This is a genomic window from Nonomuraea sp. NPDC004702, from assembly GCF_053601695.1.
This window is the reverse complement of record NZ_JBSGCE010000029.1, coordinates 36,074-53,137: the sequence shown is the minus strand read 5'-3', so window position 1 is coordinate 53,137 and position 17,064 is coordinate 36,074. Positions and strand designations below refer to the sequence as shown.

At 73.7% G+C, this 17,064-nt stretch carries 19 protein-coding genes; 7 read left to right on the top strand and 12 right to left on the bottom strand.

Translation table 11 applies throughout. The features are described 5' to 3' along the window. Nucleotides 1-6: 6 nt before the first annotated feature. Nucleotides 7-849: a PHP domain-containing protein gene (locus tag ACWEJ6_RS30835; protein WP_452428261.1), complete on the bottom strand. Its 843-nt coding sequence runs from the start codon at nucleotides 847-849 to the stop codon at nucleotides 7-9. Between the two features lie 122 nt (nucleotides 850-971). Between ACWEJ6_RS30835 and ACWEJ6_RS30830 the strand changes: the two genes are divergently transcribed. Then, nucleotides 972-1,616: a TetR/AcrR family transcriptional regulator gene (locus tag ACWEJ6_RS30830; protein WP_352329965.1), complete on the top strand. Its 645-nt coding sequence runs from the start codon at nucleotides 972-974 to the stop codon at nucleotides 1,614-1,616. On the opposite strand, the gene ACWEJ6_RS30825 is transcribed toward ACWEJ6_RS30830, so the two are convergent. From ACWEJ6_RS30825 to paaA, 7 genes are read right to left on the bottom strand one after another with little or no spacing between them, the layout of a single operon-like run. Next, the gene (locus ACWEJ6_RS30825; RefSeq protein WP_452428259.1) at nucleotides 1,604-2,470 is read right to left on the bottom strand and encodes a 3-hydroxyacyl-CoA dehydrogenase family protein; all 867 of its coding nucleotides are present in this window, start codon (nucleotides 2,468-2,470) and stop codon (nucleotides 1,604-1,606) included. The genes ACWEJ6_RS30830 and ACWEJ6_RS30825 overlap by 13 nt on opposite strands. After that, a complete protein-coding gene (locus ACWEJ6_RS30820; protein ID WP_452428257.1) occupies nucleotides 2,467-3,207 on the bottom strand; it encodes an enoyl-CoA hydratase/isomerase family protein in 741 nt (246 codons plus the stop codon). Before ACWEJ6_RS30820 ends, ACWEJ6_RS30825 begins: the two co-directional genes overlap by 4 nt. Nucleotides 3,208-3,264: 57 nt before the next feature. Then, complete coding sequence (gene paaE / locus ACWEJ6_RS30815; protein ID WP_452428255.1) at nucleotides 3,265-4,350, bottom strand: 1,2-phenylacetyl-CoA epoxidase subunit PaaE; 1,086 nt, start codon at nucleotides 4,348-4,350, stop codon at nucleotides 3,265-3,267. Between the two features lies 1 nt (nucleotide 4,351). Continuing rightward, on the bottom strand, nucleotides 4,352-4,894 hold the full coding sequence (paaD, locus tag ACWEJ6_RS30810; protein ID WP_452428253.1) for a 1,2-phenylacetyl-CoA epoxidase subunit PaaD: 543 nt from the start codon (nucleotides 4,892-4,894) through the stop codon (nucleotides 4,352-4,354). Next, nucleotides 4,891-5,805 (bottom strand): 1,2-phenylacetyl-CoA epoxidase subunit PaaC, encoded by a 915-nt coding sequence (gene paaC / locus ACWEJ6_RS30805; RefSeq protein ID WP_452428251.1) that lies wholly within the window; start codon nucleotides 5,803-5,805, stop codon nucleotides 4,891-4,893. Before paaC ends, paaD begins: the two co-directional genes overlap by 4 nt. A gap of 13 nt (nucleotides 5,806-5,818) precedes the next feature. Beyond that, nucleotides 5,819-6,112, bottom strand: coding sequence for a 1,2-phenylacetyl-CoA epoxidase subunit PaaB (gene paaB, locus ACWEJ6_RS30800; RefSeq protein WP_352324188.1), 294 nt, complete (start codon nucleotides 6,110-6,112; stop codon nucleotides 5,819-5,821). Further along, nucleotides 6,109-7,074 carry a 1,2-phenylacetyl-CoA epoxidase subunit PaaA gene (paaA, locus tag ACWEJ6_RS30795; RefSeq protein ID WP_387670028.1) on the bottom strand — a complete coding sequence of 322 codons (966 nt, stop codon included), beginning with the start codon at nucleotides 7,072-7,074 and terminating at the stop codon, nucleotides 6,109-6,111. The genes paaB and paaA overlap by 4 nt, the downstream gene beginning before the upstream one ends. A 91-nt stretch (nucleotides 7,075-7,165) precedes the next feature. On the opposite strand from paaA, the gene paaZ reads away from it, so the two are divergent. Together paaZ and ACWEJ6_RS30785 are read left to right on the top strand one after the other, a co-directional pair. Next, nucleotides 7,166-9,205, top strand: coding sequence for a phenylacetic acid degradation bifunctional protein PaaZ (gene paaZ / locus ACWEJ6_RS30790; protein WP_452428249.1), 2,040 nt, complete (start codon nucleotides 7,166-7,168; stop codon nucleotides 9,203-9,205). Nucleotide 9,206: 1 nt separating this feature from the next. Beyond that, nucleotides 9,207-9,998, top strand: a complete 792-nt coding sequence (locus ACWEJ6_RS30785; RefSeq protein ID WP_452428247.1) for an enoyl-CoA hydratase/isomerase family protein — start codon at nucleotides 9,207-9,209, stop codon at nucleotides 9,996-9,998. Nucleotides 9,999-10,071: 73 nt separating this feature from the next. On the opposite strand, the gene ACWEJ6_RS30780 is transcribed toward ACWEJ6_RS30785, so the two are convergent. Further along, nucleotides 10,072-10,581, bottom strand: coding sequence for an Lrp/AsnC family transcriptional regulator (locus ACWEJ6_RS30780; RefSeq protein ID WP_358005837.1), 510 nt, complete (start codon nucleotides 10,579-10,581; stop codon nucleotides 10,072-10,074). A gap of 126 nt (nucleotides 10,582-10,707) precedes the next feature. Here ACWEJ6_RS30780 and pdhA point away from each other — a divergent pair, with 126 nt between their 5' ends. The 4 genes from pdhA to ACWEJ6_RS30760 all read left to right on the top strand — a co-directional run bounded on the left by pdhA (nucleotide 10,708) and on the right by ACWEJ6_RS30760 (nucleotide 14,907). Next, complete coding sequence (gene pdhA, locus ACWEJ6_RS30775) at nucleotides 10,708-11,808, top strand: pyruvate dehydrogenase (acetyl-transferring) E1 component subunit alpha (protein WP_387670024.1); 1,101 nt, start codon at nucleotides 10,708-10,710, stop codon at nucleotides 11,806-11,808. Nucleotide 11,809: 1 nt separating this feature from the next. Further along, complete coding sequence (locus ACWEJ6_RS30770) at nucleotides 11,810-12,829, top strand: alpha-ketoacid dehydrogenase subunit beta (protein ID WP_452428244.1); 1,020 nt, start codon at nucleotides 11,810-11,812, stop codon at nucleotides 12,827-12,829. After that, complete coding sequence (locus ACWEJ6_RS30765) at nucleotides 12,826-14,334, top strand: dihydrolipoamide acetyltransferase family protein (RefSeq protein WP_452428242.1); 1,509 nt, start codon at nucleotides 12,826-12,828, stop codon at nucleotides 14,332-14,334. The genes ACWEJ6_RS30770 and ACWEJ6_RS30765 overlap by 4 nt, the downstream gene beginning before the upstream one ends. Before the next feature lie 231 nt (nucleotides 14,335-14,565). Beyond that, the gene (locus tag ACWEJ6_RS30760; protein WP_397164127.1) at nucleotides 14,566-14,907 is read left to right on the top strand and encodes a MazG-like family protein; all 342 of its coding nucleotides are present in this window, start codon (nucleotides 14,566-14,568) and stop codon (nucleotides 14,905-14,907) included. 149 nt (nucleotides 14,908-15,056) lie between these two features. Here ACWEJ6_RS30760 and ACWEJ6_RS30755 read toward each other — a convergent pair whose 3' ends face one another. The 3 genes from ACWEJ6_RS30755 to ACWEJ6_RS30745 form a co-directional block, all read right to left on the bottom strand. Then, the gene (locus tag ACWEJ6_RS30755) at nucleotides 15,057-15,377 is read right to left on the bottom strand and encodes a GYD domain-containing protein (RefSeq protein ID WP_358293340.1); all 321 of its coding nucleotides are present in this window, start codon (nucleotides 15,375-15,377) and stop codon (nucleotides 15,057-15,059) included. A gap of 147 nt (nucleotides 15,378-15,524) precedes the next feature. Continuing rightward, nucleotides 15,525-16,118: a hypothetical protein gene (locus ACWEJ6_RS30750; protein WP_452428239.1), complete on the bottom strand. Its 594-nt coding sequence runs from the start codon at nucleotides 16,116-16,118 to the stop codon at nucleotides 15,525-15,527. Nucleotides 16,119-16,283: 165 nt separating this feature from the next. After that, complete coding sequence (locus tag ACWEJ6_RS30745) at nucleotides 16,284-16,811, bottom strand: P-loop NTPase family protein (RefSeq protein WP_397164129.1); 528 nt, start codon at nucleotides 16,809-16,811, stop codon at nucleotides 16,284-16,286. Nucleotides 16,812-17,064: the final 253 nt, after the last annotated feature.

Here is a 17,064-nt window from a genome sequence, read left to right as displayed (position 1 = left end):
GGGGGATCAGCCCGTACGGCCCCAGAAGTCGTACGGGTCCCGGCCCGGGCGGAAGCCGTGCGCCCGGGCCAGCTCCGCCGCCTCCCGGAACCGGCGCGCGACGACGGACGGCTCGTGGGCGTCGCTGCCGAACGTCACGGCCTGCCCGCCCTCCTCCCGCCACCACCCGAGCAGCGTCGTGTGCAGCGGCAGGACCGTGTTGATCTCCAGCGCCCGGCCCGACCCGGCGGTCACCCGCAGCGCGTGCCGGAACTCCTCCTCGAAGGCGGCCGGGTCGAACGGCCCGGCCGCCTGCGGCCAGTAGCGGACCGGGTAGTCGACGTGGGCCAGCACGGCGAACACGTCGCTGCCCGCGACCAGCTCGGGGATCTCGGCCAGGTAGTCCCGGATCACCTGGGCGGCGGCGCTGCGGGCGTACAGGCCGGGCGGCTCGCAGAACCCGTCGCCGGCGGGCAGGCTGTGCAGGGAGCCGAGCACCCGGTCGAAGCGCCCGGCGGCGAGCACGCGGGCGACCTCCCCGGCGTGCCGGTGCGGCTCGCCCAGCTCCAGGCCGCTCAGGATGCGCAGCTGCGGGAAACGCTCGCGGCACCGCTCGACCGCCTCCAGGTAGCCCGCGGCGTCGAAGGCCGGGGGAGGGAGGTGACCGTCCGGCGTCGTCAGCGCGAGCAGGTGGTCGTGGCCGTCGAGGGCGCCGGGGTCGACCGTCCAGACGGTGTGGTCGACGTGCTCGGTGAAGGCGATGGCGGGCAGGCCGAGCTCCACCGCCCGCGCGCAGGAACGCTCCATGTCGCCCTTCGGGGCGTCCCAGGACCATTCGCTGTGCACATGGCTGTCGGCGGGCAACGTCATGGGGCTCACTCCTCGGAGGGTAGGAGAAGATCGTCACGACTGTACCCCGCGAGCGTTCCGGCGTCCCGGGGGTGCGGCCGCCTCGGGGAAGAGGTCTGATCTGCCGTGAGATGCTGGCTTTCGTGACGACGACCGAGCCCGCCGGGCCCGCCCCGCGCCGCGGGCGCGGCCGACCCGGCTACGACCAGGCCGCGATCCTGCGCGCCGCGGTGGAGCTGTTCAACCGCAGGGGATACGACGCCACCAGCATGGGAGACCTGGCCAAGGAGCTCGGCCTGACCAAGCCGGCCATCTACCACCACGTCACCAGCAAGGAGCAACTGCTCGGCCAGGCCCTCGACGACGCCCTCGACGAGCTCACCGCCGCCGTCACCGCCGCCACCCGCGACGCCGCCGGCCGCACGGCCTACGAACGCCTGCGCGAGGTCGTGCGGCGCAGCGTCGAGGTGCTGGTCGCCCACCAGCCGAGCGTCACGCTCCTGCTCCGGGTGCGCGGCAACAGCCCGGTCGAGCTGGCCGCGCTCGAACGCCGCCGCTGGCTCGACGACCGCCTCGCCGCGCTGGTCGCCGACGCCGTCGCCGAGGGCGCGCTGCGCGACGACGTGCCGCCCGCCCTGGTCAGCCGGCTGCTGTTCGGCATGGTCAACTCGCTGGTGGAGTGGTACCGCCCGGACGGCGCCTACGACCGGGCGATGGTCGCCGACGCCGTCACCGCGATCGCCTTCGACGGCCTGGCCGGGCACGCGCCCGGGGCTCACCAGGTGTAGAACCCCTGGCCCGTCTTGCGGCCGAGATGCCCGGCGGCCACCAGGTCGCGCAGGATCCGCGGCGGCTCGAACCGCGGGCCGAGCTCGCGGGCCAGGTGCTCGGCGATCGCGAGCCGCACGTCCAGGCCCACCACGTCGGTGGTGCGCAGCGGGCCCGTCGGGTGGCGGTAGCCGAGGGTCATGGCCGTGTCGATGTCGGCCGCGCTCGCCACGCCCTCCTCCAGCATCCGCATCGCCTCCAGGGCCAGGCAGACGCCGAGCCGGCTGCTGGCGAAGCCCGGCGAGTCGGCCACCGTGACCGGCGTCCTGCCGAGCGCCCGCGTCCACTCCTGGGCCAGCTCGACCAGCTCGGGGTCGGTCCGCGGGCCGACGACGACCTCGATGAGGTCGCTGACCGGGACGGGGTTGAAGAAGTGCAGCCCGATGAAGCGCTCCGGCGCGGCCAGGCCGGCCGCGAGCCCGCCGATCGACAGGCTGCTGGTGTTCGTGGCCAGGACCGCGCCCGGCGCCTGCCGCTCGACCAGGGCGAACACCTGGGCCTTGAGCGCCGCGTCCTCCGGCACCGCCTCCACCACCAGCTCGCACGGGGCCAGCTCGGCCGGGTCGGCCGTCGTGCGCAGCCGGGCCAGGACGTCCGGGAGCGGGCTGCCCAGCCTGCCCTTCTCCGCGGCCTTGGCCAGGCTGCCGGTCACCCGTTCCAGGGCCTGGGCGGCGGCCCCCGGGTCGCTCTCCACGACGACGACCCGGCTGCCGGCGGCGAGGAAGGCGTGCGCGATGCCCGATCCCATCCGCCCGCCGCCGAAGACGCCGACGATGTGCGGCAGTGTCGATGGGGACGTCGATGGGGACGTCATGAGCGCCGCTCCTTCCGCCGGTCGAGGAACGCCGTCATGCGCGCGTGCTTCTCCTCGGTCTCGAACAGGACCGCCTGGGCCAGGTCGTCCACGAACGGGTGCGCGGCGCGCGGGGCGTGGAAGACGGCCTTGGTCAGCCGGGTGGCCAGCGGCGCCCGCGCCGCGATGCGGTCGGCCAGCCGGTGACCGGCGGCGAGCAGGTCCTCCGGCTCCACGACGTCGTTGAGCAGGTACACCGCCCGCGCCTCCTCGGCCGTCAGCACCCGGCCGGCGAGCAGGATCTCCTTGGCCAGCGGCTCCCCGACCAGCTCGGCCAGCCGCCAGGCGGCCCCGGCGGCGGCCAGGATGCCGAGGTCGGTCTCCGGGTTGCCGATCCGGGTGCGCGGCGTGCCGATCCGGAAGTCGCAGGCGTAGGCCAGCTCGGCCCCGCCGCCCAGGGCGTAACCGTCCACGAGGGCCACGGTCGGCATCGGCAGCCGGTGGATCCGGTCGAAGATCCTGGAGTTGATGCCGCGCAGCGCGTCGCCCCGGTCGCGGTCGCGGAGCTGGGCGATGTCCGCCCCGGCGGCGAAGGTCGTGCCCTCGCCGGTGAGCAGCACGACGCGCGGCTCGTCCTCGACGGCGGCGCACGCCTCGTGCAGCGCGGCGACCAGCTCCCGGTCGATCGCGTTGCGCACCTGCGGCCGGTTGAGCCGCCACACCACCCGGTCGGCGCCCTCCTCGACGATGAGGGTCATGGGCGCTCCGCCTGGGGAGCGCGGGCTTTCGTCACGGAAAACTCCTCTGCGTCGGGGTCAGGCGTCGTAGTCCACGGTGACACGGTCGCCGGCCGGGAACGTCTGGCAGGTGAGCACGAAACCGGCGTCCACCTCGGCCGGTTCGAGCGCGTAGTTGCGGCGCATGTCCGCCGCGCCCTCGCGGACCACCGCCCGGCAGGTGCCGCAGACCCCGCCCCGGCAGGCGAACGGCAGGTCCGAGCGGGTCTGCTGGGCGCCGTCGAGCAGGGTGGACTCGCGCGAGACGGTGGCGGTCGTGCGCCTTCCGTCGAGCACCGTCGTCAGCACGGTCGTCGCGCCCGCCGGCACGCCCTCGGGCCGCCTCGGCTGAGGCGGGGGAGCGTCGACGTAGAAGAGCTCGACGTGCACCTTCGCGGCCGGGACGCCCAGCTCGGCGAGCACCTGGCGGGCGTCCTCGACCATGCGCAGCGGCCCGCACAGCCAGACGTGGTCGAACGTCTCGATCGGCACCAGCTCGGTGAACAGCCGCCGCAGCCGGTCGCCGTCCAGCCGGCCGGAGAACAGCTCGACGTCGCGCGGCTCCCGGGAGAGCACGTGCACGAGCTGGAGGCGGGGGCCGTACCGGTTCTTCAGGTCGCCGAGCTCCTCGGCGAACATCACGGTGCGGCTGCTGCGGTTGCCGTACAGCAGCGACACCCGCGCGCCGGGATGGGTGAGCACCGTCGAGGCGACCGACATCATCGGGGTGATGCCCGACCCGGCCGCCACGCACAGGTGCCGCTCGCCCGCGCCGGGGTCGGCCTGCCAGGAGCCGGTGGGTGTCTGCACCTCGATCCGCGTGCCCGGCCGCACCTCGCGGACGAGCCAGGAGGAGAAGAGCCCGTCCGGGATCTCCCGGACGCCGATGCGCGGGGCGTCCCCGGCCGGGGCGCAGATCGAGTACGACCGCCGCTCCTCCCGCCCGTCCACGAAGCGGCGCAGGGTGAGCGACTGGCCCGCGCGGAAGGCGTACGCCTCGCGCAGCTCGCCGGGCACGGCGAAGGTGATCGCGGCGGCGTCCTCGCACAGGTGGTCGACCGCCGCCACGGTCAGCTCGTGGAAGGCGGCGTGCGCCCGGGCCGGCGCGGGCGCGAGCGTGGTCATCTCATATCTCCTTGACATGCTCGAACGGTTCCAGGCAGTCGGCGCAGGCGTAGAGGGCCTTGCAGGCGGTGGCGCCGAACTCGGAGGTCAGCCGGGTGGCCCGGGAGCCGCAGCGCGGGCAGGCCGGGGCGGTCCTGGCCGGGCCGAGCGTCAGCGGCACCGGCCCGGACGTGCGCCGGGCCGGTCCGGGCGCCGACAGTCCGGCGGCCCGCAGGGCGTCCCGGCCGCGCTCGGAGATCCAGTCGCTCGACCATGGCGGGTCGAGCACGACCCGCACCTCGACCCGCGGGAAACCCGCCGCCCGCAGCCCCTGGACGAGGTCGTCGCGCATGGTCGCCATGGCCGGGCAGCCGGTGTACGTCGGGGTGATCGAGGCGACCACGACCTCGCCGTCCGGGCCCGGCCGCAGCTCGACGCCGCGCAGCACGCCGAGGTCGGCCAGGGTGAGCATCGGCATCTCCGGGTCCCGCACCCGCTCCGCGACCCGGGCGGCGCGCTCGCGGGCGTCCCCGGGCGCGGGACCGGTGCGCTCGGCGGCGGTCACCAGCGGCCTGCCGGGTGGGCGCGGGCGACCGACTGCATGTCGGCGAGCAGGGCGGCCAGCGCCGGGGTGTGAACGCCGTCCCGGCCGCCGCCTCGGTTGCCGTCCGGCTCGTCGTCGGACGGAAGGGGCACGCCGCTCAGGGTGAACACGTGGCCGAGCACGGCGTCCACGTCGGCGCGCAGCGCGGCGGCCTCCACGGCGACGCCCGAGCGGGCGAGCGCGAGCTCGACGGGATGCGCGGTGACCAGCTCGGCCAGCAGCGGCCACAGCTCGCCGAGCGCGGCGTCGAGCCGGCGGCGCGACTCCTCGGTGCCCTGGGCCAGGGTGAGGAACCAGCGGCCCGCCCAGTCCCGGTGGTAGGCGACCTCCTTGACGCCCTTGGCGGCGACGGCGGCCAGCACCGTGTCCGCGCTCGCCGACAGCCGCTCCAGCAGCGCCAGCCGGGCCGTCGAGAACAGCAGCAGGCGCACGACGACGTGCGCGAAGTCGCCGTTCTCGACCTCGGCCAGCCACACGTTCCTGAACTGCCCGGCGTCGCGGAAGAACGCCAGCGCGTCCTCCGGCGGCACCGGCGAGCCCTCGGGCAGCGCGGGCACCACGCCGGGGTCGGCCGCGGCCGCCCGCGCCAGCAGCAGGCGCGCCTGCCCGAGCAGGTCGAGCGCCACGTTGGCGAGCGCGATGTCCTCCTCCAGGTCGGGCGCGCGGCTGCACCACTCCGTGAGCCGCTGCGACATGACCAGCGCGTCGTCGCCGAGCATGAGGCAGTACGCGGCCAGCTCGGCGGAGCCGACCCCGTCGGGCACGGTGGTGTCCACGCCCGCCAGCGGGTCCTCGAAGTCCGTGCCGAACGCCCACTGCGCGGAGTCCCCGCCGGTCAGGCCGTCGAAGATGCTCTCGTGGTCATCGCTCACGCTGGACCCCCTCTCACATGTGCGGGACGTCGCCCGGGATGTCGTAGAACGTCGGGTGCCGGTAGACCTTGTCGCCGCTCGGCGCGAACAGCGGGTCCTTCTCGTCCGGGCTGGAGGCGGTGATGGCGTCGGAGCGCACGACCCAGATGCTCACGCCCTCGTTGCGCCGGGTGTAGACGTCGCGGGCGTGCCGCAGGGCCATCGCGTCGTCGGGGGCGTGCAGCGACCCGACGTGCACGTGGTTGAGCCCGCGCTTGACCCGGACGAACACCTCGTACAGCGGCCATTCCCGCCGGTCGGCGCTCATCGGGCGCCCGCCCCGGCCGCCGTGCGGCTCGCGAACGCCGACGCGGCCTCGCGCACCCAGGCGCCGTCCTCGTGGGCGGCGCGGCGGTGGCGCATCCGCTGGGCGTTGCACGGCCCGTCGCCGCGGATGACCGCGGCCAGCTCCGACCAGTCCGGCTGCCCGAAGTCGTGGTGCCCGCGCTCCTCGTTCCAGCGCAGGTCGGGGTCGGGCAGCGTGACGCCGAGCGCCTTGGCCTGCGGGACCGTCATGTCGACGAACTTCTGGCGCAGCTCGTCGTTGGAGTTGCGCTTGATGCCCCAGGCCATCGAGCGCTCGCTGTTGGGGGAGCGGTCGTCGGGCGGGCCGAACATCATGAGGGAGGGCCACCAGAACCGGTTGACCGAGTCCTGGACCATCTCCCGCTGGGCCTCGGTGCCGCGCATCATCGTCATCAGCAGCTCGTAGCCCTGCCGCTGGTGGAAGGACTCCTCCTTGCAGATGCGGATCATCGCGCGCCCGTACGGGCCGTAGGAGGTGCGGCACAGCGGCACCTGGTTGCAGATGGCGGCGCCGTCCACGAGCCAGCCGATCGTGCCGACGTCGGCGTAGGACAGCGTCGGGTAGTTGAAGATCGAGGAGTATTTCTGCTTCCCGGCCAGAAGGAGTTCGGTCAGCTCGGCGCGGGAGACGCCCAACGTCTCGCACGCGGAGTACAAATAGAGGCCGTGCCCGGCTTCGTCCTGCACCTTGGCCAGCAGGATCGCCTTGCGGCGCAGCGACGGCGCACGCCCGATCCACTCGCCCTCCGGCTGCATGCCGATGATCTCGGAGTGCGCGTGCTGGGCGATCTGGCGGACGAGCGTCCTGCGGTACGCCTCCGGCATCCAGTCGCGGGGCTCGATCCGGTCGTGACCCGCGATGGTCGCGTCGAAGGCGGACTGCAGCCGCTCCTCCAGGTCCGGCTCCGCCGGCGTGGTGGTCATCGTCCCTCCGAGACATCGGTCTTATTTACTTATCGCTCGGTCAGTAATACGGTTGCATGAGTCGGGGCTTCCGCGCAAGAGAGGAGACAGCGTGAGCGCGCTGCTGGAGAGCTACGCCGCCGGACGATGGTTCCGCGCGTCGGACGACGGGGAACCCTTGCTCGACGCCGCGACGGGCGAGGAGGTCGCGCGGATCTCCAGCCGGGGGCTGGACGTCGCCGCCATGGTCAGGCACGCCAGGGACACCGGCGGCCCGGCGCTGCGGGCCCTGACCTTCCACGAGCGGGCCGCCCTGCTCAAGGCGCTGGCCAAGCACCTGCTCGAAGGCAAGGACGCGCTGTACGCCCTGTCCACGCGCACCGGCGCCACCTCCCGCGACACCATGGTCGACGTCGACGGCGGCATCGGCACCCTGTTCAGCTACGCCAGCAAGGGCGTGCGCGAGCTGCCCAACGACACCGTCTTCCTCGACGGCGGCCTGGAACGCCTGGGCAAGGGCGGCACCTTCGCCGGCCAGCACCTCTACACCTCGCGGCCGGGCGTAGCCGTGCAGATCAACGCCTTCAACTTCCCCGTCTGGGGCATGCTGGAGAAGCTGGCCCCGGCCTTCCTCGCCGGGCTGCCCTCGATCGTCAAGCCCGCCGCCCAGACCGCCTACCTCACCGAGCTGGCCGTCCGGCAGATCATCGAGTCCGGCATCCTGCCGGAGGGGACGCTCCAGCTCCTGGCCGGCAGCCCCGACGGGCTGCTCGACGAGCTGACCGTCCAGGACTCCGTCGCCTTCACCGGCTCGGCCCACACCGCCGGCATCCTGCGCCGCCACCCGAACGTGCTCGACGGCGGCGTCGTGCTCGGCGTCGAGGCCGACTCGCTCAACTGCTCGATCCTCGGCCCCGACGTGCGCCCGGACGATCCGGAGTTCGACCTGTTCGTCAAGGGCGTCGTCACCGAGATGACGGTCAAGGCGGGCCAGAAGTGCACGGCCATCCGCCGCGTGCTCGTGCCGGCGAACCTGGCGGACCAGGTGACCGAGGCGCTGGCCGCGCGCCTGTCGTCGATCACCGTCGGCGACCCGCGCAACCCCGGCGTGCGCATGGGCCCGCTGGCCAGCCTGGGCCAGCGCGAGGAGGTGCGCAAGGCGGTCGAGGCGCTGCGGGCCGGCGCGGAGGTCGTCCACGGCGACCCGCGCGGCGCGTCCCTGCTGGAGGGCGACCCCGAGCGCGGCGCGTTCATGACCCCGCTGCTGCTGCGCGCCCGCCCCGGCGCCGCCGAGCCGCACGACGTGGAGCCGTTCGGGCCGGTCGCGACCGTGCTCGCCTACGACGGCGTCGAGGAGGCGGTCGCCCTGGCCGCGCGCGGCAAGGGCAGCCTGGTCGCCTCCGTCGCCACCCACGACCCGCAGGTGGCGCGGTCCGTCGTGCTCGGGCTCGCGCCCTGGCACGGCCGGGTCCTGGTCCTCGACCGCGACGACGCCAAGGAGTCCACCGGGCACGGCTCGCCGCTGCCGGTCCTCGTCCACGGCGGCCCCGGGCGGGCCGGCGGCGGCGAGGAGCTGGGCGGCGTGCGCGGCGTCCTGCACCACATGCAGCGCACCGCCGTCCAGGGCTCGCCGGACCAGCTCACCGCGATCACCGGCCGCTGGACGACCGGCTCGGCCCGCGCCGACTCCGGCGTCCACCCCTTCCGCAAGTCGCTGGCCGAGCTGCGGGTGGGCGACACGATCGCCTCCGCGCCGCGCACGGTCTCGCTCGCCGACATCGAGCACTTCGCCGAGTTCACCGGCGACACCTTCTACGCCCACACCGACCCCGAGGCCGCCGCCCGCAACCCGCTGTTCGGCGGCATCGTCGCGCACGGCTACCTGGTGGTGTCCCTGGCCGCCGGGCTGTTCGTGGACCCGGCGCCCGGCCCGGTGCTGGCCAACTTCGGCGTCGACGGGCTGCGCTTCCTCACCCCGGTCAAGGCCGGCGACGCCATCGCCGTCGCGCTGACCGTCAAGCAGATCACGCCGCGCAGCGGCGCCGACTACGGCGAGGTGCGCTGGGACGCCACCGTGACCAACCAGGACGGCGTCCCGGTCGCCACGTACGACGTGCTGACCCTGGTGGCCAAGACCTGGCCGGAGGGCTGACGTGGACGACACCCCGGTCCTGCTCGAACGCGACGGCGCCGTGGCCGTCGTGACGCTCAACCGTCCCGACCACCGCAACGCGCTGAACGACGGGCTCAAGCAGGCCCTGCGCCGGGCGCTGGAGGAGGTCGCCGCCGACGACTCGGTCAGGGCCGTGCTGCTGACCGGCGCGGGCCGTGCGTTCTGCGTCGGCCAGGACCTCGCCGAGCACGCCGAGGCCCTGCGCGCCGATCCCGGCCACGCCTTCGACACCGTCGAGGCGGACTACGCGCCGGTCGTCCGGCTCCTGGCCACGATGCCCAAGCCGGTCGTCGCCGCCGTCAACGGCGCCTGCGTGGGCGCCGGGCTGGCCTTCGCGCTCGCCTGCGACCTGCGCGTCCTGGCCGAGGACGCCAAGCTGGCCACGGCGTTCACGGGGATCGGGCTCACCTGCGACTCCGGCCTGTCGGCGACGCTGACGCGGGCGGTCGGCGAGTCCAGAGCCAAGGAGCTGGTGCTGCTCGGCGAGCCGTTCGGGGCCGCGCAGGCGGTCGCGTGGGGCGTGTCGGGGCGGGTGGTGCCCGGGGCCGAGGTGTGCATGGCGGGACGCGAGCTGGCCGCCCGGCTGGCGGCCGGGCCGACCGCGGCCTATGCCGAGTCCAAGCGGCTCATCGCGCAGGGGTGGGAGCAGGGCCTCGGCGCGGTGCTCGCCGAGGAGGCCCGCGCGCAGGCCCGCCTCGGACTGACCGCCGACCACGCGGGCGCGGTGGAGGCGTTCCTCGCCAAGCGCAGGCCGACCTTCGGAGGGCGCTGAACGAGGGCGCTGAACGAGGGCGCTGAACGAGGGCGCTGAAGGAGGGCTCGGAGTGGGGGCTCGGAGCGGGGGCTCAGCTGTCGTGGGCCCCCCATTCCGCGCCCCGGCCGCGGGCCTCTTCGAACACCAGCCAGGTCCGGGTGGCCCGCACCCCCGGGATGTCCTGGATGCGTTCCAGCACGACGTGCCGCAGCGCGGCGTTGTCCGGCGTCCTGACCAGCACCAGGACGTCGTAGTCGCCGCCGACCATGGCGAAGTGCTCCACGTACGGCGTCTCGCGCAGCCGTGCCGTGACCTGGCGCCAGGAGTTCTGCTCGATCGTCACCGACACGTACGCGCTGGTGCCCAGGCCCGCCCGGTGGGGCGCCAGCTCGGCGGTGAAGCCGGTGATCACGCCGTCGTCCATCAGCCGGGTGAGCCGGGCGTAGACGTTGGCGCGCGAGACGTGCACGCGTTCGGCCAGGGTGCGCATCGACATCCGGCCGTCGCGCAGCAACTCGGCGATGATCGCCCGGTCCACTCCGTCCAGGTTTGCTGCCGAACGTCCCGGCCAGCCGCCCTCGACACCCTCGTTGGCTGACAATTGGCCCTCCCTTAGTCCCATATAAAGCCGTTTGTCGCTCATCATGCCTGATGTCTTGAACGGATGGCTCCAAGAGCGGACGCTTTCCCTCACAAACGTCCAGAGAAAGTGAGCGTCGCCATGTCCGTGAGGAGGAGTCCCCAGACGGTCGACGGCCTGCTGCCCTCACCAGAGCCGGTGCGCTTCGTCGCCGAGGACGGCACCGCCGTCGAGCCGCCCGCCGGGTACGCGGAGCCCGCCGGGGAGCACCTGGTGGAGGCGTACCGGCGGATGGTCCTGGGCCGCCGCTTCGACCGCCAGGCGACCGCGCTGACCAAGCAGGGCCGGCTGGCCGTCTACCCCTCCAGCCGCGGCCAGGAGGCCTGCCAGATCGCCGGCGTGCTCGCGCTGCGCGAGGACGACTGGCTGTTCCCCACCTACCGCGACTCGGTCGCGCTCGTCTCCCGCGGCCTCGACCCGGTCGAGGTGCTCACGCTGCTGCGCGGCGGCTGGCACTGCGGTTACGACCCCGCCGCCACGCGCGTAGCCCCCCAGTGCACGCCGCTGGCCACCCAGACGATCCACGCGGTCGGCATGGCCGAGGCCATGCGCCGCAAGGGCGAGGACGGCGTCGTCATGGCCTTCATCGGCGACGGCGGCACCAGCGAGGGCGACTTCCACGAGGCGCTCAACTACGCCGCGGTGCTGCGCGCCCCCGTCGTGTTCTTCGTCCAGAACAACAAGTACGCCATCTCCGTCCCGCTGGCCAAGCAGAGCGCGGCCCCGGCGCTGGCCTACAAGGGCATCGGCTACGGCATCCCCTCCGAGCAGGTGGACGGCAACGACCTCGTCGCCGTGCTGTCGGTCCTGACCGCCGCCGTGACGCACGCCAGGACCGGCGGCGGCCCGTTCCTCGTCGAGGCGCACACCTACCGCATGGACCCCCACACCAACGCCGACGACCCCACCCGCTACCGCGAGAGCCAGGAGGTCGAGCAGTGGGAGTCGGCCGACCCGCTGGCCCGGCTGGAGACCTACCTGCGCGGGCGCGGCCTGCTCGGCGCCGAGGACGTCGCCGGCGCGCACCAGGCCGCCGAGGAGTACGCCGCCCGCCTGCGCGAGGCGATGAACGCCGACCCCGAGGCCGACCCCTTCGAGCTGTTCGACCACGTCTTCGCCGAGCCGACGCCCCAGCTGCACGAGCAGCGGGCCCTGCTGGCGTCCGAGCTGACCGCGCGGGAGGACTGACATGACCGCGAAGCTGACCATGGCCCAGGCGTTGAACGCCGCCCTGCGCGACGCCCTGCGCGAGGACGAGCGCGTCCTCGTCTTCGGCGAGGACGTCGGCCCGCTCGGCGGCGTCTTCCGCGTCACCGACGGGCTCACCAAGGAGTTCGGCGAGGAGCGCTGCTTCGACACGCCGCTGGCCGAGGCGGGGATCGTGGGCCTGGCCGTGGGCCTGGCCATGGGCGGCTTCCGCCCGGTGATCGAGATGCAGTTCGACGCCTTCGCCTACCCGGCCTTCGAGCAGATCGCCTCGCACGTGGCCAAGCTGCGCAACCGCACCCGCGGGCGGCTGTCGCTGCCGATCGTGATCCGGATCCCGTACGCGGGCGGCATCGGCGGCGTCGAGCACCACTGCGACTCCAGCGAGGCGTACTACGCCCACACGCCGGGGCTCAAGGTCGTGACGCCCGCGACGGCCGACGACGCCTACTGGCTGCTGCGCGACGCCGTCGCCGACCCCGACCCAGTGATCTTCATGGAGCCCAAGCGGCTGTACTGGTCCAAGGAGGAGACCTCCCTCGCGGACCGCCGCGCCGCCGGGTTCGGCCGGGCCGCCGTCCGCCGCGAGGGCCGCGACGCGACGCTCGTCGCCTACGGGCCCAGCGTGCCCGTGGCGCTCCAGGCCGCCGAGGCCGCCGCCCGGGACGGGCTCTCGCTGGAGGTGGTCGACCTGCGGACGATCGTCCCGTTCGACGACGAGACCGTGGTGGCCTCCGTGCGCAGGACGGGGCGCTGCGTGGTGATCCAGGAGGCCCAGGGGTTCGCCGGGGTGGGGGCGGAGATCGCCGCCCGCGTGCAGGAGCGGTGCTTCCACTCGCTGGCCGCGCCGGTGCTGCGCGTCACCGGGTTCGACATTCCGTACCCGCCGCCCATACTCGAACACTCCCACCTCCCGGACGTCGACCGCGTCCTCGACGCCGTGGACCGGCTCCAGTTCGACGACCAGCCCGACCTGCTGCACCTCACCCGGGAGGCGTCATGACGGCGACCGCCGCGCGGCAGGTGTTCCGGCTGCCGGACCTCGGCGAGGGCCTGACCGAGGCCGAGATCGTCGAGTGGAAGGTGGCCGTGGGGGACACGGTGGAGATCGACCAGATCGTGGTGGAGGTGGAGACCGCGAAGGCGGCGGTGGAGGTGCCCGTGCCGTACGCGGGGACCGTCCTGCGGTTGCACGCCGAGGCGGGCGCGGTCGTGGCGGTGGGGGAGCCGCTCATCGAGGTCGGGGACGCGCAGGAGGACCCGGCGGCGGCGCGGTACCGGGAGGAGGAACGCGCGGGCTCGGGCAACGTCCTGATCGGCTACGGCACCACCGGCACCCCCCACAAGAGCCGCCGCCGCCCCCGCCGCACCAACCCGGCTCCCTCCACCCCGGCACCCGCACCCGCTTCGGGATCGGGCCCCGCACCGGCGCCCGCACCCGCTTCGGGATCGGGTCCCGCACCGGCACCCGCGCTGGAGGCGGTTGCTTCTCCGTCCCCGGGCGGGTCGGAGCGTGCGCCTCGGGTGATCTCGCCGCTGGTGCGCCGGATGGCGCGCGAGCACGGCGTGGACCTCGCCGCCGTCCTTCCCACGGGACCGCACGGCGTCATCCTCCGCCGGGACGTCGAACACGCCATCGCCAACCCGGGCGCCAACCCGGGCGCCAACCCGGGCGCCAACCCGGGCGCCAACCCGGGCGCCAACCCGGGCGCCGACCCGGGCGCCGACCCGGGCGCCGACTCCGGCGCGACCCCTGAGGCCCCGTCCGCCGACCAGGCGGCGTCTCCGGCGGCCCCCGCGTCTCGGGTGGCCCTGGTGGCGGAGCGCATCCCTCTGCGCGGCCTGCGCCGTACGGTCGCCGACAAGCTGACCCGCAGCCGCACCGAGATCCCCGACGCCACCACCTGGGTGGACGTGGACGCCACCGACCTGCTCGCCATCCGCGACACCCTCCGGCGGACCACCCCGGACCTGGGCATCGGCCTGCTGGCACTCCTGGCCCGAGCCTGCGTGGCCGGCCTGCTCCGCTTCCCCGAGCTGAACTCCTCGGTCGACACCGACCGGGCCGAGATCGTCCGCCACGGCCACATCAACCTGGGCTTCGCCGCCCAGACCGAACGCGGCCTCGTCGTGCCGGTGGTCCGCGACGCGCACCTCATGACCACCGCCGGCCTGGCCGCCGAGCTGACCCGCCTGACGGCACTGGCCCGCTCGGGCAGCCTGCCCCCGTCCGCGCTGACGGGAGGCACGTTCACCCTCAACAACTACGGCGTCTTCGGCGTGGACGGCTCCACCCCCATCATCAACCACCCGGAGGCGGCGCTCCTGGGGGTGGGCCGCGTGATCGACCGCCCCTGGGTGCACGACGGCGCTGTGGTCCCCCGCAAGATCACCCAGCTGTCCTTCACCTTCGACCACCGCGTCTGCGACGGCGGCGCGGCGGGCGGCTTCCTGCGCTTCGTCGCCGACTGCGTGGAGAACCCCGCCGTGCTGCTCGCCCACGTCTAGCAGCACGCCTTCCAGGCGGGCGTACGTCACCCGGTGGGTCCAAGGGCGGCAACCCTCGGGCCCACCGGACACCGAGCCCTCTCACGCTCACGACGGTGGAGAAGCTCGACTCACGCCACCGATCATTGTGCTGGGCGCTCTGAGCGCACCACTCTGAGTCCATCGAGCGCTGCCGTCCGTGAGGCGGACGCCCGGCCTCGACGCCAGACGCCGGCATGGAGGAGGAGCCCGATGCCTGATCCCACCTCGACAGACCCGTGGTCCACGATCGGCGAGCTGGTGGCGTGGCTGGACCGTAACAACGGCCGGGACCCTCACGAACTCACGCTGCGCGTCATGAAGATCGGCGAGGAGTTCGGCGAGGCGGTCGAGGCCCGTATCGGGGAACTCGGCCAGAACCCGCGCAAACCCGCCTCCCACACCCGCCAGGACCTCGCCGACGAGTTGTGCGACGTGATCGTGACGGCAATGGTGGCCCTCACCTCCGTCGTCGACGACCCGCGGGCTGTGTTCGAGGCGAAGCTGCGGAAGATCGCCGACCGCGTCTCAGCGCTGGAGGTTGAGCGCGCCTGACCTTCCCCGGCGAGCCGTACAAGCCGCCGCTCTGGCGCTCGCCGCACGGCTCGCACCTGCGTAGTGCCTCACCGCCGTGTCCGACGGCTGCCTTCGCCGACATCCCGCGAGCCCAGGTATGGGCCTGCGCCTGCATCTGCGCCTGGCTGTCACGCGCCAGGAGCCCGGTAGGCCACATCCATCCGGGTGGCTTCGTCGACCTCCTCCGCCGTCAGCAGGGCGACCGTTGTCGTCCGCACCGCCCCGGACGCCGACACCGCCATCCCCAACGCCGCCGACGCCGCGTTGCTCGGCAGGTCGACGACCACGAACGTGTCCGTCTCGCCGAACGCGAAGTACATCTGCTCGACCCGTCCGCCCAGGCTTTCCACCAGGCGATCCACCGCTTGCCGGCGTCCGGTGCCACCGTCCCGCAGCACGCCGCGGAGACCCTCTGTGGTGTACGTGGACTGGATCAGATATTTGGGCATGGTCGAGTTCCTCTTCTCGTGCCGCCGCCCCGGTGCGAGGTGGCGGTCGCGGGTCACGAGGTCGGAATTCTCGGCTCCGGATGAAGGTAATCCCACCGGTAGTGCTGGGTTTGCCCTGCGGCCCTCGACACCGGCCGACGCCGCCGTCTAGGCCGAGACCGTCAGCACCACGATCACCACCCCGAGCGTCAGGTCGAGCGCGGCGCAGAACTCGGCCATCGACCGGACCACCACCTTGTTCCTGCGCCAGAGGACCACGTCCAGAACGGCATGCCCGACCAGCGCCACGGCGACCAGGCAGCCTCCGACCGCAGGCGACAGGGACAGCGCGGCCACCGACACCGCCCCGAAGACCAGCATCGCGGGAACCTGCGCCGCGACGAGCGTCGGCCTCCTCACCAGCCCGCCCGCCAGGCCGACGAGCGCGACGCACACCGCACCCCCGACCAGCCCCGGCCACGGCGCCAGCCCGAGCAGCCGCAGCACCGCCACCGCCACCACGGACGCCCCGAACAACGGCCAGGCCACCTCCGGCCTGCCGGTCACCGCCGTGGCGAGGTAGACGAGCGCGGCGAGGAACACCACAAGGGCCGCGTCCCGCCCGTCCTCCAGCCCGAGGACATTGAAGACCATGAAAGCCACGCCCAGCACCGTGGGCCAGCGACGTGCGACGGCCATGAGCGCCCGGCCGGTGGGGGAGCGCTCCTGCGAGCCGCCTTGCGCGGACGACATCTCAACCATGACCCGACTCTCCCGCGCCGCCTCCGCCCACCTTGAGGTCGAACACCCTGAACGTCCAGAATCCTGCGATCCCGGTCCGCCCACCACACGTTCACCCCGCCGACCGCGTGGGTGAAGCAGACGGCCCTGAGGTGACGGACGCCTGTGAGGGGAGGCGGTCCGCCGTCAGGCGGGCCCGACCGACCGCAGCCAGACCGCCGCCGAGTACGGGCCGGTGAAGCGGAGCACGCGCAGGGGAGCGAAACGCGGATCACGGGTGCGCCGCCGGATCTCCGCCTGTCGCGCCGCGTGCTGCGACCAGGCCCACCACGCCGGATGATCACTCTGGAACCATCCGGCGACCGTCTCCCGATTGCCGTTGAAGACGGGTTCGCGCAGAACCGTCCTGCGCAGCGAGCGCCGCAGGACCCGCGGCATGACGACCCGGCGCGGATAGTCCAGCCAGACGATGGTGTCGGCGCGTTCCCACAGCAGGTCGCGCACCTCCGGGTAGCCGAAGGAGTCGAAGATCCACGCCGGGGTCCCGGCGATCTCGGCGACCCGCTCCGGGAACGCCTCGTCCACGGCCCAACCCGGTCCGGCGAAGTACAGGCCGTCCATCTCGTGACAGGGCACGCCAATCCGGTTGCTCAGTGCGCGCGCGAGCGTCGACTTGCCCGCCCCGCTGATGCCCGCCACCAGAATCCGCCGCATCCCGGCAGGCTAGCGCAGCCGTACCCGCCGAGCCCGCCGTGCTGCCAGGCCGTTCGAACGCGCACGACGCCTTCCCGCGCCCCTGCCGAGCGACGACCCGCCCCTCACCGAGGGTCCTGACCGGACAGACTCCTCGACGGTGACGTGACGAGACAGCCTGCACGAGCAGTAACCCGGGCTCCGGATCCTGCTTGACATTTGGCTGGACCACGAGCCGTGCATGACACCGGCTGGACCACGGATCGTGCATGGC